This is a genomic window from Streptomyces sp. NPDC005195 (genome assembly GCF_040608315.1).
Taxonomy (GTDB): Bacteria; Actinomycetota; Actinomycetes; order Streptomycetales; family Streptomycetaceae; genus Streptomyces; species Streptomyces kaempferi.
Window position 1 is genome coordinate 1 of record NZ_JBEXHZ010000012.1, and the last position, 15,742, is coordinate 15,742.

16 protein-coding genes and 2 pseudogenes are annotated in these 15,742 nt (G+C 72.1%); 10 read left to right on the plus strand and 8 right to left on the minus strand.

What is annotated here, in order from left to right:
- From ABZV34_RS15625 to ABZV34_RS15640, 4 genes and pseudogenes are all read left to right on the plus strand, one after another.
- Positions 1-585, plus strand: a pseudogene (locus ABZV34_RS15625) (hypothetical protein); the annotation flags it as partial.
- Positions 586-587: 2 nt separating this feature from the next.
- A complete protein-coding gene (locus ABZV34_RS15630; RefSeq protein WP_356276125.1) occupies positions 588-1,061 on the plus strand; it encodes a roadblock/LC7 domain-containing protein in 474 nt (157 codons plus the stop codon).
- 59 nt (positions 1,062-1,120) lie between these two features.
- Positions 1,121-1,552 (plus strand): DUF742 domain-containing protein, encoded by a 432-nt coding sequence (locus tag ABZV34_RS15635; RefSeq protein ID WP_148012873.1) that lies wholly within the window; start codon positions 1,121-1,123, stop codon positions 1,550-1,552.
- A 22-nt stretch (positions 1,553-1,574) separates the two neighbouring features.
- Positions 1,575-2,123: an ATP/GTP-binding protein gene (locus ABZV34_RS15640; protein ID WP_356276128.1), complete on the plus strand. Its 549-nt coding sequence runs from the start codon at positions 1,575-1,577 to the stop codon at positions 2,121-2,123.
- Between the two features lie 86 nt (positions 2,124-2,209).
- Here the strand turns inward: ABZV34_RS15640 and ABZV34_RS15645 are convergent, their stop codons facing one another.
- Genes ABZV34_RS15645 through ABZV34_RS15655 form a run of 3 tightly spaced genes read right to left on the minus strand, consistent with a single transcriptional unit; the run spans position 2,210 to position 4,724 of the window.
- Positions 2,210-2,884: an ABC transporter permease gene (locus tag ABZV34_RS15645; protein ID WP_356275716.1), complete on the minus strand. Its 675-nt coding sequence runs from the start codon at positions 2,882-2,884 to the stop codon at positions 2,210-2,212.
- Positions 2,881-3,588, minus strand: a complete 708-nt coding sequence (locus tag ABZV34_RS15650; protein WP_356275719.1) for an ABC transporter permease subunit — start codon at positions 3,586-3,588, stop codon at positions 2,881-2,883. The genes ABZV34_RS15645 and ABZV34_RS15650 overlap by 4 nt, the downstream gene beginning before the upstream one ends.
- Positions 3,585-4,724: an ABC transporter ATP-binding protein gene (locus tag ABZV34_RS15655; RefSeq protein WP_356275722.1), complete on the minus strand. Its 1,140-nt coding sequence runs from the start codon at positions 4,722-4,724 to the stop codon at positions 3,585-3,587. Before ABZV34_RS15655 ends, ABZV34_RS15650 begins: the two co-directional genes overlap by 4 nt.
- Before the next feature lie 292 nt (positions 4,725-5,016).
- On the opposite strand from ABZV34_RS15655, the gene ABZV34_RS15660 reads away from it, so the two are divergent.
- Entirely contained in the window at positions 5,017-7,110 is a 2,094-nt protein-coding gene (locus ABZV34_RS15660) for a GH92 family glycosyl hydrolase (RefSeq protein ID WP_356275724.1), read from the plus strand.
- Positions 7,111-7,131: 21 nt separating this feature from the next.
- Here the strand turns inward: ABZV34_RS15660 and ABZV34_RS15665 are convergent, their stop codons facing one another.
- Positions 7,132-7,911, minus strand: coding sequence for a DeoR/GlpR family DNA-binding transcription regulator (locus tag ABZV34_RS15665; RefSeq protein ID WP_356275727.1), 780 nt, complete (start codon positions 7,909-7,911; stop codon positions 7,132-7,134).
- A gap of 140 nt (positions 7,912-8,051) precedes the next feature.
- Here ABZV34_RS15665 and ABZV34_RS15670 point away from each other — a divergent pair, with 140 nt between their 5' ends.
- Positions 8,052-8,942, plus strand: coding sequence for a sugar isomerase (locus ABZV34_RS15670; RefSeq protein WP_356275730.1), 891 nt, complete (start codon positions 8,052-8,054; stop codon positions 8,940-8,942).
- 33 nt (positions 8,943-8,975) lie between these two features.
- Positions 8,976-9,845, plus strand: a complete 870-nt coding sequence (locus ABZV34_RS15675) for a class II fructose-bisphosphate aldolase (RefSeq protein ID WP_356275733.1) — start codon at positions 8,976-8,978, stop codon at positions 9,843-9,845.
- Between the two features lie 15 nt (positions 9,846-9,860).
- Here the strand turns inward: ABZV34_RS15675 and ABZV34_RS15680 are convergent, their stop codons facing one another.
- Positions 9,861-11,003: a methyltransferase gene (locus tag ABZV34_RS15680; RefSeq protein WP_356275736.1), complete on the minus strand. Its 1,143-nt coding sequence runs from the start codon at positions 11,001-11,003 to the stop codon at positions 9,861-9,863.
- A 103-nt stretch (positions 11,004-11,106) separates the two neighbouring features.
- Between ABZV34_RS15680 and ABZV34_RS15685 the strand changes: the two genes are divergently transcribed.
- The 3 genes from ABZV34_RS15685 to ABZV34_RS15695 all read left to right on the plus strand — a co-directional run bounded on the left by ABZV34_RS15685 (position 11,107) and on the right by ABZV34_RS15695 (position 14,106).
- Positions 11,107-11,811 carry an alpha-ketoglutarate-dependent dioxygenase AlkB gene (locus tag ABZV34_RS15685; RefSeq protein ID WP_356275739.1) on the plus strand — a complete coding sequence of 235 codons (705 nt, stop codon included), beginning with the start codon at positions 11,107-11,109 and terminating at the stop codon, positions 11,809-11,811.
- Between the two features lie 58 nt (positions 11,812-11,869).
- Complete coding sequence (locus ABZV34_RS15690; protein WP_356275742.1) at positions 11,870-13,111, plus strand: ROK family protein; 1,242 nt, start codon at positions 11,870-11,872, stop codon at positions 13,109-13,111.
- A gap of 467 nt (positions 13,112-13,578) precedes the next feature.
- Entirely contained in the window at positions 13,579-14,106 is a 528-nt protein-coding gene (locus ABZV34_RS15695) for a hypothetical protein (protein ID WP_356275745.1), read from the plus strand.
- Positions 14,107-14,110: 4 nt separating this feature from the next.
- Here ABZV34_RS15695 and ABZV34_RS15700 read toward each other — a convergent pair whose 3' ends face one another.
- The 3 genes and pseudogenes from ABZV34_RS15700 to ABZV34_RS15710 form a co-directional block, all read right to left on the minus strand.
- On the minus strand, positions 14,111-14,512 hold the full coding sequence (locus ABZV34_RS15700; RefSeq protein ID WP_356275748.1) for a hypothetical protein: 402 nt from the start codon (positions 14,510-14,512) through the stop codon (positions 14,111-14,113).
- A gap of 48 nt (positions 14,513-14,560) precedes the next feature.
- Entirely contained in the window at positions 14,561-15,475 is a 915-nt protein-coding gene (locus ABZV34_RS15705) for an IS4 family transposase (RefSeq protein WP_356275750.1), read from the minus strand.
- An 84-nt stretch (positions 15,476-15,559) separates the two neighbouring features.
- Positions 15,560-15,652: pseudogene (locus ABZV34_RS15710) on the minus strand (phosphotriesterase); the annotation flags it as partial.
- Positions 15,653-15,742: the final 90 nt, after the last annotated feature.

The following is a 15,742-nucleotide window of genomic DNA, read 5'->3' on the forward strand; positions in this document are numbered from 1 at the left end:
GCCGAAGCGCCGGCCCGCCCGGGACCCGGAGCCCGCGAGGCAGCGGGACACGGCGCACCGGGGAGCGGTGCCGCCGGTCAGGTCCGGCAGCGGGGCACCGGCGCCGTCGGCGGACTCGGACTGCCACCCCGTACCGCGGGCGGCCGCCTCGGGCAGGCGCCCCGGGCCACGGAAGGCGACCTCGGACAGCCACCCCGCGGCGGGAGTCCGGGACACGGACCGGGCCCGGTCCCGACGGCGTCCGGCAGCGCCCCGGAGCAACCGGCCGAGGGCGGCGCCAGTCCGCTGCGGCGCCGCGTGCGCGGCGCGACCCTGCAGGCCACCACGGCCTCGACCCGGTTGCCCAGAGAAGCCGTCACCACCCCCAACCCGCGCCCGCCCGCCTGGCAGACCGCCGACGCGGAAGCGGCGCGCTCCGAGATCGACGAGTTCGAGGAAGCCGTCCTGCGGGCCGAGCGTGAGAGCGCTGCCGGGTACCGGGGCAGCGGCGACGGGCCGGACCGTTCGAGGAGCCGGCCCGACACCTCGACCGAACACAGCACAGAGAACAACAGACCCTCATTCCCGGAAGGCACGAGCAAGTGACCATGTGGACAGGCGGACCCGAGTCCGCGGCCGTGGAACCGGCGACGGACGTGAAGACCGCCGCTGCCGACTTCAATTGGCTGCTCAGTCGTTTCGCCACCGAGACGGCCGGGGTCGTCGACGTGATCGGCGTGTCCTCCGACGGTCTGCTGATCGCGGTGTCCCAACTGCGCGGCAAAGCGGACTCGGAGCGGCTCGCGGCCATCGTCTCCGGGATCACCAGCCTCGCCATGGGCGCGTCCGGCAACTACGGCCTCGGCGGGCTCAACAAGGTCATCATCGACCTCGAGGAAGGCCACGTCCTGGTGTCCGCACTGGGCGCGGGCGCGGTGCTCGGCGTGGTCGCCTCGAAGGAGGCGAAGCTCGGGAACATCGCGTACGAGATGACCCTCTTCGCCAACCGCGCCGGCGCCGCCCTGAGTCCGCAGCTGGTCATGGAGCTCAAGAACACCGTGGGGATCGCGCCGACCCGTTGACGGTCGGCGGGGGCGTCGCGAAGGCCGCGACGACCCGCGAGGTGAGGGGTGAGGACGTGATGACGGCCGGCGAGCCATCAGCCGCCGACGACGGCGCGTGGGGTGTGGAACCCCCCGCGTCGGTCGTCCGGCCATTCCTGCTGACCGCGGGACGGATCGCCGGAGGTGACAGTCTGGTGCCGCCGATCCCGATCGAGACGCAGGTCGTCGCGACCGAACTCGGGCTGGCCACGCTGGAGGCCTTCGTCTTCGACCAGCACCGCGACATCATCACGGTCTGCCGACAGCCGCAGTCACTGGCGGAGATCGCGGCGAAGCTGCGGATGCATTTGAATGTGATCAGGGTGCTCGCCGACGATCTGCGCGCCGACGGTCAACTGGCCTTGTACGCACCGCAGGCCGAATCCGCCCGCGACGCCACCGTATTGCGAAGGGTTATCGATGGTCTCCGAGCAATCCCCGACTCCCGGGGCGCGATCCGTGAGCGCTGACGCCGAGGCGTCCCGGCCGCCCATGCCGCCCATGCCGGTCAAGATGGTCATCGCGGGCGGTTTCGGCGTCGGCAAGACCACCACGGTGGGCGCCATCTCCGAAATCGAGCCGCTCACCACCGAGGCGTCCATCACCTCGGTCGCCGCGGGCATCGACGACCTGTCGCACACCCCCGAGAAGGTGACGACCACCGTCGCCATGGACTTCGGGTGCGTCACGCTCGATCCGACCCTGAAGCTCTACCTGTTCGGCACACCCGGGCAGGAACGTTTCGGTTTCATGTGGGACGACCTCGTCGAGGGCGCCCTCGGCGGGCTCGTCATCGTCGACACCCGCAGGCTCGACGACTGCTACGCGGCCGTCGACTACTTCGAGCACCGCGGGATCCCCTTCGCGGTGGCGGTCAACGCCTTCGACGGCAAGGTCGAGCACGACCTGAACGACGTACGGTGGGCGCTCGACGTCGGCGAGCACGTGCCGCTCACCGTCTTCGACGCACGTGAGCGCGGATCGGTGCGGGACGCGCTCCTCGTCGTCCTCGAACACGCCCTGGCCACCGCGGAGAAGTGACGGTCCGGGACTGACGGCACGAGTCGACAGGGAAGGGGGGACGGGCCGGGCCCGTCCCCCCTTCCGGCTGTTCCTCCCGCTTCGCGTCAGGCCGTACGGCGCCTGCGCACCCCGGGGGACACCGCCACCCGGGTGATGGCCCAGAACAGGACGAGCACGAGCAGTGCCAGCACCGCGGTGAGCGCGGCACCACCCGCCACCTTCTCGTAGTTGCGCTGGTACAGGCCGTCCAGGATGTAGCGGCCGACCCCGCCCAGACTCACATAGGCCGCGATCGTCGCCGTCGACACGATCTGGATCGCCGCCGAGCGCAGGCCGCTGAGGATCAGTGGCAGCGCCGCGGGCACCTCGACCTGGAACAGGATCTTCCGCTCCACCATGCCCATGCCCCGGGCGGCGTCGACGGGGGACGGGTCCACGGTGCGGATCGCCTCGTAGGTGGTGATGAGGATCGGAGGGATCGCCAGAACCACGAGCGGGATCATCACCGGCACGATGCCGAGGCCCAGCCAGACGAACATCAGCACCAGCAGTCCGAAGGTGGGCAGCGCGCGGGCGCCCGCCGACACGAACGCGAGCGCGTTGCCGCCCCGGCCGGTGTGCCCGGTGACCAGGCCGATCGGCAGACCGATGGCCGCGGCGATGGCGAGCGCCCCGGCCGTGTACTGGACGTGCTCCCACACACGCTGCGGGATCCCGTCGTAGCCGTGCCAGTGGGACCCGTCGGTGAAGAAGGACTGCATGAAGTTCAGTACGTTCACGAGACGTTCTCCGGTGTGCGGGTGGGGCCCGGGATCGTGGACGTACCGCGCCCGGCCCTGCGGGACGAGGGCGGCTGCCAGGGGGTGAGCACCCGCTGGAGCAGCACGAGCAGGGCGTCGACCAGCACCGCGAGCACGGCGGTGGTGACCACCGAGTTCACGGCGAGCAGCGGGCGGTGGTAGAGCATCGCGGTGGTCAGCAGATTGCCCAGCGCCCCCTGGTTGCCGATCAGGGACCCGACGCTGACCAGACTGATGCTGGAGGCGGTCGCCACCCGCAGGCCGGCCATGATCGCCGGTACGGCGATGGGCAGTTGGACCTGGAGGTAGCGGCGCACGGTGCCGATGCCCATCGCGGCCGCGGCCGCGTTCGTCTCTTCGGGGACCGAGCGGACGCCGTCGACGACCGCCGGGATGATCACCACGAGACTGTACAGACACAGCGGGATCATGACGGTGGTCCGGCTCAGACCCGTGTAGTCGATGAGCACCACGAAGAAGGCGATCGACGGGATCGCGTACAGCACCGTGGTGGTCCACAGCACCGGCGGATAGATCCAGCCGAAGCGGACGCAGGCCAGTCCGACCGGCAGCGCCAGCAGGAGGCCGACGAGCACGGGGACCAGCGCTTCCAGCATGTGCCCGCCGATCAGGCCGGCGTAGCTGCTCTGGAGGTCGCTCGGGATGTCGAAGAAGCCGTTCATCGAACGACCTTCGCGGGAGCGGACTCCTGCGGGGTGTCGGCGGCACGCCGCTGCCTGGCCGCGCGGATCGCCGTCGCGACCGTCTCCTGTCCGGCGAGCCCGAGCACCCGTCCGGACGGGTCCACGCCTACCGCCTGACCCGTGGGGGACAGCACCGCCCGGTCCAGCGCGACCCGCAGCGAGTCGCGTCCCACCTCGAAGCCCTGCCCGTACGGCTCCAGGGTCTGCACGTCACCCGTCCACACCGCCAAGTCGGCCCAGCCCAGGGGCTTTCCGTCGGCGTCGGTGACCAGCACGGGTGCCTGCGCGGTCTTCTGCCCGGAGAGCTGTTCCCAGTCGGTGCCGACCGGGAAGACCTGGGAGGGGTCGAGCGCGAGGTCGCGCGTGGACAGGAACGACAGACCGCGGATGCCCCGGTCGCCGCCGAGAAACTCCTCCACGAACGCGTCGGCGGGCGCCGACAACAGCTCGTCGGGGGCGGCGAACTGGGCGAGTTTGCCGCCGGTGCGCAGCACGGCCACCCGGTCGCCGACGGTGATGGCCTCGTCCATGTCGTGGGTGACGAACACGATGGCCTTGCCCAGTTCGCCCTGGATGCGCAGCAACTCCTCCTGCAGCCCCCGGCGGACGACCGGGTCGACCGCGGAGAAGGGCTCGTCCATCAGCAGGATGGGCGGGTCCGCCGCCAGCGCGCGGGCGACGCCGACGCGCTGCTGCTGACCGCCGGAGAGCTGGTACGGATAGCGGCGGGCCATGCCCGGTTCGAGCCCGACCCGTTCCATCAGCTCCGCCGCACGGGCGCGGGCACGCTCCTTGGACCAGCCGAGCAGCCGCGGCACCGTGGCGATGTTGTCGAGGATCGTACGGTGCTGGAAGAGCCCGGCGTTCTGGATGACGTAACCCATGGACTGACGCAGGGCGTTGACCGGCCGGCGGGTGATGTCCTCGCCGTCGACGCGGATCGTGCCGCTGCTGGGCTCGACCATGCGGTTGATCATGCGCAGTGTGGTGGTCTTGCCGCACCCCGACGGTCCGACGAGCACGGTGATGGAGTGGTTCGGTATTTCTAGGGACAGGCGATCGACGGCCACCGTGCCGTCGGCGTATCGCTTGCTGACATCTTCGATGGCTATCAAGCGTCGAAACCCTTCGGGAACGGCTGTGACCGGACGTGACCGAATCACGTGCACGAGGGTGCGTAGTCTAGCCAGTTGGTCCGTACGTTCGGTCACCCCAGGGGGTCCCCTGGCGCGTGATGCCCAGGTCGAGCGCACCGCGCGGCGCGAGCCGCCGCGGACGGCGCGCCCTCCACCGGGCGGGTGACCTCCGGGCGTGGCGGCGCCGCGCGGTCGTGGGCGCCCGGTGAGACTGTCGCCCTCACGCCCGCCGCCCGGGGACGCAGTCCCTGCCACAGCCCGGAGAAACCTCGTGCGATTCCCCTTTCACCGGGCCGCGCTGGCCGGCGCCGCCGTCCTCGTCGTGTCGACGACCGCCCCGATCACCCCCGCCGTCGCGGACGACACGGTCGCCGACCCGGCGCGCTATGTGAACCCCTTCGTCGGCACCGCGCCCGGAGGGGCCGATTTCGGCCACGGCGGGGGCGCCGGGAACACCTTTCCCGGAGCCACGGCACCGCTCGGCGGAGTGCAGTGGAGCCCGGACACGATGACCTACCAGCACGGCGGCTACGCGTACGCGGACAACCGGATCAGAGGGTTCAGCCTCACCCACCTCTCCGGAGCCGGGTGCAAGGACTACGGCAACGTTCCCTTCATGCCGTCGCTCGACGGCGACACGACCGGGCAGGCCACCTTCTCCCACGCCCATGAGCAGGCGTCGCCGGGCAGCTACCGGGTCACGTTCGACAACGGCATCCGGACCGAACTCGCCGCCACCCAGCGCTCCGGCGTCGCCCGCTTCACCTACCCGGCCACCGCCGGCCGGCCCGCGGCGCTGAGCGTCGACGCCGGCAAGGCGTTCAACGCGGCCACCGGAACGGTCGACATCGGCGCCAACACCCTGTCCGGCTACACGGACAGCGGAGGCTTCTGCAAGTCGCACAACCGCTACCGGCTCCACTTCCACGCCACGTTCGACCACCCCTTCGCCCGCGCCGCCCACCCGGACGGCAGACGCGGCGCGGCCCTGGTCTCCTTCGGGCCCGAGGTCCGCACGGTGACCGTGCGGGTCGGCGTCTCGTTCGTCGACACCGGGGGCGCGCTCCGCAACGTCACGGCCGAGCAGCAAGGACGCCCGTACGACGAGGTCCGGCGGGCCGCCCGCGCCCGCTGGAACGACTGGCTCGGCCGTATCGCCGTCGGCGGCGGCACCGAGGTCCAGCGCCGCGTCTTCTACACCGCTCTCTACCACGCGCTCCTGCACCCGAGCGCGTTCAGCGACACCGACGGCCGGTACCCCGGAATGGACGGCGCCGTGCACCGCACCCGCGCGGGACACGCCCAGTACGCCGACTTCTCCGGCTGGGACGTCTACCGCTCCCAGGTCCAGCTGATCGCCCTGCTGGCCCCGGGCGAGGCCTCCGACATCGCGCAGTCCGTCCTCGACCAGGGGCTCCAGGCCGGCTACTTCGACCGCTGGACCGTCGCGAACGGCGGTACCGGCGTCATGGTCGGCGATCCGCTGCCGGTGATCGCCTCCGCCGTGCACGCCTTCGGTGCCACCGACTTCGACGCCCGCGGCCTGCTGCGCGCCGCGATGGCGGGCCGTGAGGACGAGCGGCAGCGGCCCGGACACCGGCAGTACGACGCCCTCGGCTACGTTCCCGCGGGCGCCAAGGGCGTGTGGGGTCCGGCGGCCACCACCCTCGAATACGCGGTCTGCGACTACGCGTTGGCCCAGCTCGCGCACCGTCTCGGCGACGCCGCCGCGTACCGCACCCTCCTGAAGGCCTCCGGGAACTGGCGCAACCTCTTCAACCCGGCCACCGGCTACCTGCAGCCGCGTGCCGCCGACGGAAGCTGGCCGGCCTTCGCCCCCGCGCAGACCACCGACTACGTGGAGGGCAACGCCGCCCAGTACACGTGGATGGTCCCGCACGACCTGCCCGGCCTCTTCCGTCTCATGGGCGGCAGCGCCGCGGTCACCGGCCGTCTCGACACCTTCTTCACCCGGCTCAACGCGGGCGGCGCCGAGCCGTACGCCTACCTGGGCAACGAGCCCTCCTTCGACACCCCTTGGGCGTACGACTACGCGGGCCGTCCCGACCGCGCCCGTGACACCGTCCGCCGTGCCCTGGCCGCCCTGTTCGCAGACCGCCCGGACGGTCTCGTCGGCAACGACGACCTCGGCGCGATGTCCTCCTGGGCGGTCTGGGCCGCTCTCGGCATGTACCCGCAGACGCCCGGCACCGGACGACTGGCGCTGGCGAAGCCCCTCTTCCCCACCATCACCCTGCACCGCCCCGGCAGCCCCAGGATCGCGATCAAGGCGCCCGAGGCCTCGGCCACCAGCCTGGACCTGAGCACGATCACCCGCACGGCGGACACGCGCAAGGGCCTGTGACGGACGAGGCGAGCATGACCGTCAGACGGCGAGGACCCGCACCCCCGCCTCCTCGAACCGGCGCACCGTCTCCGGATCGGCCGACGTGTCCGTGACCAGCGTGTCCACCGCGTCGGTCGGGCAGATCCGGGCGAAGGCGTGCTGCCCCAGCTTGCTGGAGTCGGCCGCGACGATCACCCGCTCGGCGCGCTCGCACAGCAGCCGGTTGACGGCGGCCTCGGCCTCGTCGTGGGCTGCCGTGCCGTGGACGACGTCGAAGGCGACCACACCGAGGACGGCGACGTCCATGGTGATCTGACCGAGGACGCCGTTCGCGAGGGGGCCGACCAGCTCGTACGACTGCGGGCGGGCCACCCCGCCGGTCGTCACGATCTTGAACTGAGGGCGCACGGCCAGTTCGGTGGCGATGTTGAGCGCGTTCGTCACCACGGTCAGGGCGGGCGACCCGGCGGCGAGGTCGGGACGTACGGCCAGTGCGCGGGCCACCTCGGTGGTGGTCGTGCCCCCGGTCAGCCCCACGGCCTCACCGGGGGCGACGAGCCCGGCCACCGCCGTCGCGATGCGCTGCTTCTCCGAGGCCCGGCGGGCGGTCTTGTAGCGCAGCGGCAGTTCGTACGACACCCCGTGCACGACCGCGCCGCCCCGGGTGCGGACGAGCATCTGCTGCTCGGCGAGCTGGTCGAAGTCGCGGCGGATCGTCGCCGCCGACACCTCCAGCTCCGCGGCCGCCTGCTCGACCTCCAGCCGGCCCCGCTCCACGAGCAGTTCCAGCAGCGCCTTCCAGCGGGCGTCGCGCGACATCCGCACTCTCCGTTCCTCGATCCTCCGCGACCCTAGCGCACCACATTTCTGACTCCGAATGCTTGATTGTGCTTGAAAGGTGGCTATATCTTGCACGAACGAGCATCGGTGCCCGGAGTGGGCCTTGGGGAGGGGCAGGCATGACGCATGTCGAGAACGAACTGACCAGTCAGCCCGAGTGCTGGATCCGTGCCGCCGAGCTGGCCGCGACGCACGGCGACGCGCTGCCCGCGGCGGGGGAGCGCGTCGCGATCGTGGGGTGCGGGACCTCCTTCTTCATGGCGCAGTCCGCCGCCGCGCTGCGCGAGGGCTCCGGGCAGGGGGAGACGGACGCCTTCGCCGCGTCGGAGTTCCCGCACACCCGCGCGTACGACCGGGTGGTCGCCCTGACCCGGTCCGGCACCACGACCGAGGTGCTCGAACTCCTCGGGCGGCTGCGCGGACGTACCCGCACGACCGCCGTCACCGCCGACCCCCGGACCCCCGTGATGGACTCGGCGGACGACGTGGTCGTGCTCGACTTCGCGGACGAGCGTTCCGTCGTACAGACCCGGTTCGCGACCAGCGCTCTCACCCTGCTGCGCGCCCACCTCGGACTGCACACCGACGCCGCCGTCGCCGACGCGCGCACCGCGCTCAAGACCCCGCTGCCCGAAGGCCTCGTCGACTGCGGGCAGTTCACCTTCCTGGGCCGCGGCTGGACGGTCGGGCTGGCCAACGAGGCCGGTCTGAAGATGCGCGAGGCCTCACTCGCCTGGACCGAGGCGTACCCGGCGATGGAGTACCGGCACGGCCCCATCAGCATCACCACCGACGGCACCGCCACCTGGATGCTCGGCGAGGCGCCCGAAGGGCTGGCCGAACAGGTGCGGGCCACCGGTGGACGGTGGGTGGCCGGCGGACTCGACCCGCTCGCCGAACTCGTCGGCGCCCAGCGGCTGGCGGTCGCCGTGGCCGCGGCCCGCGGACTCGACCCCGACCGGCCGCGCCACCTCACGCGCTCGGTCGTCCTCGACGCCCCGGCTCACTGAGCCCGCCCAACCGCTAGTCGAGAAGGAGGAGTTGTGCCACTCGCAGCCACCGGTGACCTGGTCGCCGCCGCGGCCGGGGCGCGGACCGCCGTCGCCGCCTTCAACGTCATCACCCTCGAGCACGTCGAGGCCGTCATCGCGGGCGCCGAGTCCGCGCATGCCCCGGTCGTCCTCCAAGTAAGCGAGAACGCGGTGAAGTTCCGCTACGGACGACTGCTGCCACTGGCCCGAGCCGCCGCCGCCGCAGCCGAACGCGCCTCGGTGGCGGTGGCGTTGCACCTGGACCACGTCCAGAGCGACGACCTGCTCCGGCAGGCGCCCGGCGCCGGATTCAGTTCCGTGATGTACGACGCCGCGCGGCTCCCGTACGAGGAGAACCTGGTCGCGACGCGGGCCGCGGCCGACTGGGCGCACGCCCGGGGGATATGGATCGAGGCCGAGTTGGGACAGGTGCGGGGAAAGAACGGCGAGCCGCCGCTCGACGCCCACGCTCCCGGCGCGCGCACCGACCCCGCCGAGGCCCGCGCCTTCGTCACCGACTCCGGCGTGGACGCGCTGGCCGTCGCGATCGGCAGCTCGCACGCGATGACCACGCGCACCGCGGCTCTCGACCACGACCGGCTCGAACGGCTGACCGCGGCGCTCGACGTGCCGCTCGTCCTGCACGGCTCCTCCGGAGTGCCGGACGACGAACTCACGGCCGCCGTCGCGGGCGGCATCGCCAAGGTCAACATCGGAACGGCCCTGAACATCGCCATGACCGGCGCCATCCGCGCGTACCTCGCGGGCCGCCCCGAGGCGGTCGACTCCCGCAGCTACCTCAGTGTGGGGCGGGAGTCGATGGCACGGGCGGTGACGCGTCTCATCGGCGTCGTCGGCGCACCTCCATACGGGAACGGGTGACGACGCGGCGCGGAGTTACTTCCTGACGGCCCGCAGCACCACGAACTTCGCGTCACTGGCCACGAGTTCACTGTTGCCGAACAGCCGGCGCAGCTTCAGGTGATAACCGAGGTGGCGGTTGCCGATCACCCACAGCTCGCCCCCGGGCCGCAGCGCGCGGCGCGCCTGTGAGAACATCCGCCAGGCCGCGGCGTCCGTGGTCGCCTGGTGCGAGTGGAACGGCGGATTGTTCACGACGAGGTCCACGCTCTCCGCCGGGATCTCCGTCAGCCCGTCGCCGACCAGGAACTCCGCGCCGCCGTCGGCGTTCGCCCGGTGCGTCTCGCGCGCCGAGGCGACGGCCTGGTACGACTCGTCCACGAACAGCACCTCGGCCTCCGGATTGGCCAGCGCGATCGCCGTACCGACGACCCCGTTGCCACAGCCCAGATCCACGACGCGCTCGGCGCCGCGGCTGCGCGGCATGTGCTGGAGGAGGAACCGGGTGCCGACGTCGAGGCGGTCGGCACAGAAGACACCCGCGTGGTTGGTCACGGTACGGCCGGAGACCTGCCCGACGCCGTCGGGCAGCTGGTAGCGGTACGGCCACGGGTTGGCTTCCCGCGCCAGTCCCTGGAACGGGGTGCAGAAGATCAGCCGGGCCTTCTTCTCGGCCAGCGAGGTGCGGGTCGGGCCGAGGATTCGCTCGAAGAGGCGCAGCGTCGAGGTGTGGATCTCCTTGACCATGCCCGTGCCGACGACGACGGTTCCCTCGTGCACGCCGGGTGCCAGCCGGTGCAGTTGGTCCTCCAGCAGGGCGAGGCTCCTCGGCACCCGGACGAGGAGTACGTCGATGCGGTCCGGCGGGGTGTCCTGCGTGGTGAGGAGGCGTACCGCGTCCGCCGTGGCGCCGTTACGGGCCAGGTTCGCCCGGGTCGCCTCCTGGGCGAGGAAGGAGTCGGTGATCTGCGTCGGCCGGTGCTCCGACAGCGCGGTGGTGAGCGCGCCCCAGCGGTCGCCGACCACCACGACCGTCCCGGACAGCGCGGTGCCGCTCTCCGCGAGGTGCCGCAGCAGATTCGTGTCGGCGGCGTCCCAGGCACGCAGCTGGTCGCGGGGGTCTTCGGGGAATCGGGTCAGCGCGTACTCGGCCCAGGGTGTCGTCATCCGGTCGTTCATCGTGGGTCCAGGCTATCCGAGCACGGCCCCTGCCCCGGCCGGGACCGCCTCGGGACGCGGGGGAGCCCGGAGGAGTCCCGGACGATGCGGGATGATGGATTCCATGGACGGCGAGTTGTTTCCCCGTACCCGGACGGAGGTCGCGCCGGGCGCGGTGCACCTGCCCGACTGGCTCGACGCCGGTCTCCGGCGGGAGTTGCTGGAGGCCTGCCGGGCCTGGGCCCGTCCACCGGCCGGACTGCGCACGGTCCACACCCCCGGCGGCGGCACGATGACCTCCCGCCAGGTGTGCCTCGGCTGGCACTGGTACCCGTACCGGTACGCGCGCACGGCCGTCGACGGCGACGGCACCCCCGTGAAGCCCTTTCCCGCCTGGCTGGACGAACTGGGGCGGCGCGCGGTGACGGACGCGCTCGGCGCCGACGCGGTGACGGCGGCGTACGACATCGCGCTGATCAACTTCTACGGCGCGGACGCCCGTATGGGCATGCACCGCGACGGCGACGAGCGGTCGGACGCACCGGTCGTGTCGCTGAGCCTCGGCGACACCTGCGTCTTCCGGTTCGGGAACGCCGAGTCGCGGACGAAGCCCTACACGGACGTGGAACTGCGCAGCGGGGATCTCTTCGTGTTCGGCGGGGCGTCCCGCCTGGCCTACCACGGAGTGCCCCGGGTGTACGCGGGCACGGCGCCGCCCGAACTCGGGCTGAGCGGGCGCCTGAACATCACCCTGCGGGTGAGCGGCTTCCCGGTCGCGCCGGGCACCGCGGGTGACCGGACGGTGAGCGGAACGTCACGCCGGCGGTGAGGTTCTCCGGACGGTCGGGCGGGTCACCGTTCGAGCGGATCATGGGAGACTCGCCCTCATGAACGGCAAGGCGGGCCCCCGGGTGGCGGGGGAAGGGAACACACGGACGCGGCTGGACCGGGGGCGCGGCGCGCTCGGTCCGGCGCTCGAGCTCGTGCACACCGGACGTGCGCCGACGCGTGCCGTGCTCACCGCCGAGCTGGGGGTGACCCGGGCGACCGCGGGCGCGGTGGCCGCGGAGCTGGAGGCGCTGGGGCTGATCCGGGTCGACGCGCGTCCCGGGGCGGCGGCCGGTTCGCAGGGGCGGCCCTCGCACCGTCTCGAAGTCGCCGAGGACGGGCCGGTCGCGCTCGCCGCGCAGGTGCACGCCGACGGCTTCCGGGCCGCGCTGGTCGGTCTCGGCGGCCGGATCGTCGCCACCGCGCCCGGCTGCGAGACCGTCGACGCCGATCCGGCGAAGGTGCTCGGCTCCGTCGTCGAGGCGGGCGCCGAACTGCTCCGCGCGACCGGACGGCGCTGCGTGGGCGCCGGACTGGCCGTGCCGTCCGCGGTCGCCGAACCGGACGGACTCGCCCTCAACCCGTTGCACCTGGACTGGCCCGCGGGCGCCCCGGTACGTCAGATCTTCGCCGAGCGGGTACGCGCGGCGGGTATCCAGGGGCCGGCCTTCGCGGCCAACGACGTCAACCTCGCCGCCCTCGCCGAACACCGGCACGGAGCGGGCCGCGGCTCCCGCGACCTGCTGTGCGTCGCCACCGGGCACCGGGGCGTCGGTGGCGCGCTGGTGCTCGACGGCCGCCTGCACACCGGCAGTTCGGGACTCGCCCTCGAAGTCGGCCACCTCACGGTCAACCCCGAGGGCCGCCCCTGCTACTGCGGCAGCCGCGGCTGTCTTGACGTCGAGGCGGACCCCCTGGCGTTCCTCACGGCGGCGGGCCGCGACCCGGGCCCCGAGGTGTCACTGCTCGAGCAGTCCAACGACCTCATCCGCGACCACTACACCGATCTCTCCGTACGCACGGCCACCGAGGCGCTGATCGACCGGCTGGGCCTCGGACTCGCGGGACTGGTGAACATCCTCAATCCCGACCGGATCATCCTCGGCGGGCTGCACCGCACCCTCCTCGACGCCGACCCGGGCCGGCTGCGCGCCGTCGTCGCCGACCGCAGCCTGTGGGGGCAGAGCGGCGGCGTCCCGATCCTCGCCTGCACACTGGACCACAACAGCCTGGTGGGAGCGGCCGAGTTGGCGTGGCAGCCGGTGCTGGACGATCCGCCCGCGGCGCTGGCTCACGCCTGAGACGACCCGAGGCGAGGCCCGCACACGCCTGCGAGGCCCCGCGGCGCCACCGGCCCACCGCCGACACGGTCCGCCGCGGTCCGCCGGAGCTGGCTCACGCAGGTGACGGCGGGTGTCCGTCCGACGCCACTCCACGGCGAAGGCGCGCCCTGGGTTCTCGGTGAGGACGCGTTCCACCAGCCCCCCGCCCAGGGCGAGTCCGAGTCTCGGCCGGACGTGGCGCAGCGGATACGGCAGCCCGGCTCAGCTGTTGACCGCGCGCGCCCTGGGGTGGTCCGGTCGCCCAATGCAGTTGCTTGAGGCATTGCCTCACTTGGCGAGTCGGTTGCATCGTGATGCCGTCCATGCCCGCCCAGTCCACAGGGCTCCTCTCTGCTTCGCCGCCGCAGGCGTCCGCCGCCATCACCGCAGCTGCCAGGCGGCCGCGGGATACACTGCTCCGCCCACCCCGACCGGAGGTCGTCTCAGTGTTCCCTGCACGGGTAGTTGCCGGTGCTCCGTTGGCTCTGGTGATTCTCGCCCTGTCCGGCTGCTCCTCCGTCTGGGGCTGCACCGACACGACGGCGAAGCGCGGTGAGGCCGGTGTGAGAGTGCAGGTCGTGGACACGTATGGGCAGCGTCGCGACGGCACCGTCAAGGTCGTCGACTGGCGCCTTGAGTCCCACCCGCAGAAGCCCTCCGAAGTTGACGTCAACTTCCACTACCGCTTCGACGGCGCCGACGAATATTCCGGCCCTGCAGTGGACGCCTGCGCGGTCGACAAGAAGCGCGTGGCGCTGGAGTGTCAGACAATCTATTCGTCCGCGGCATGGCGCCAGCCGGACGGTGCCCTCACGGGCGACGACTGGCTCGCCGTCGAGCACCCTGAGCAGGTCGCCGGAGTGCTGTTGATTCCCAATGACCAGTCCTACGACCCACGAACCTGCGATCAGGACATCAAGGACGGTGGCGGGACGCATCCTCCGAAACCAGCCAGCAAGGGGGACCAACTGTAGGAGGTCAAGGCGGTTGAGCTCGCGGCACGGGTCTGCCGGCGCCCCGGTGTTTGCGCTGTTTGGTGGTCTGGTTGTGCGCCCACCGCCCCGGCTCGACCTTGCTGCGACCGCTCCGAGTTCTCAAAATCGGCCACCGCATCGGCTTCTTGATGGCTCGGGGCCAGTCCCGGCCGGACCGGGGCGGCAGCAGACGGGACCGCGCCTCGTGGCTGGCCTCCTTCCAGGCGTTGGTCAGCGTGCGCCTGGAAGTGTCGTGCTGGGACGGCACGCTGCGCCGGGCGATCCGAACGCAGCGGAAGTAGGAGAGCCGGTCGGCATCCAGGACCGGGCCACTCGCCGCAGCGGCGTGCGCGAACCGGCGGACGGCCTGCTGGACCGCGAGCAGGGCCCACAGCTCCTGCCGCACGGCTTCAGGGGTGCGCGATGGGAGCGGGTCGCCGGGGCCGGGGTGGTTCTAGATCTCGTCGAAGGCGAGCTCGATCTCCCAACGCTGCCGGTAGAGGGCGATCAGCTCGTCCGCCGGGTACTGCTCGGTGTCCAGCAGGGCCGTGCCCAGGTGCACGGCCTTGTCGTCCTTGGCGAAGGTGATGACGCGGTAGGTCGTCTCCTTCGGCAGGACCCGGCCTTCGCGGGCTGCCCGGAGGCGGACATCCTTGCCGGGGCGCATCAGGGACAGCCGGGAGCCGTCCGGCAACTCCGCCTGGGTGGTGCCGAGGTGGTCGGACTGGAGTCTGGCCGGCAGATGGGCACCGGACGTGGTGAAGGCGTGGACGAATTCGACCGACCAGAACCCGCGGTCGGCGATGACAAGGTCACCGGGGCCTGTCGAGCCGGCGAGCGGGCAGGCCAGGCGTCGTTCGCCGTCCCGGTAGCCGCCCAGGCCGGCGTCGAGGACGGCGTGCGTGCCGATCTCCGCGAGCACGGCGGCTCGCACCTGCCGGAAGCCGAACGGCGTCCCGCCTGTGGAGGGGCCGTCGAAGGTGTCACCGTTGCTCACCGAGTCCGGCACGTCGAACTGCGTGCCGTCCAACGCCAGGAGGCGCAGACCGCGCCACCACGCGCCCGGCGTCTCCGGGACCGCCAGCGGGCCGGCCACCTGCCGGAACACCGTCTCCAGCACCCCGTCACCGAGCCGGACTCGCGCCCGGCACAGCGACGAGCGGTTGACTTGGGGGCCAGAACCCGGCTGCCAGGTACGCCGCTGGGCAGCATGCGTATCACCTCCTCGTACGACTCCCGGGCGAACAGGCACAGCGCGAGCACCGAAGTACACGACCAGCCGGGCCGGGAGCAGTCGGCGCCGCAGCTCACCCCGCCCGTGCTTGGCGACGGCCGCGTCCACGAGCTCCGGCGTGAACACCTTGGTCAAGCTCCCTATGCGTGACCGGCACCCCGGCCCCCACCCCTCCACCAGGAGGTCAACGGACCAGCCAACTCAAAAGCACCTGCATGGGGTCGTGTCGCCCCCCAGCAGCAGGCGGTCGCCGAATCCCGTGTCGGTGAGCGCCCGGAGGGCGTCGGGCATGCGCCAGTCGGTGGCGGCGGAGTCCGGACGGGCGAGGAGGAAGCCCCGGGCCTGACCGGCGGAAGCAGCCGAGGCCGTCCCGCGTACTCCCGCGGAGGTACGCGAACTGCC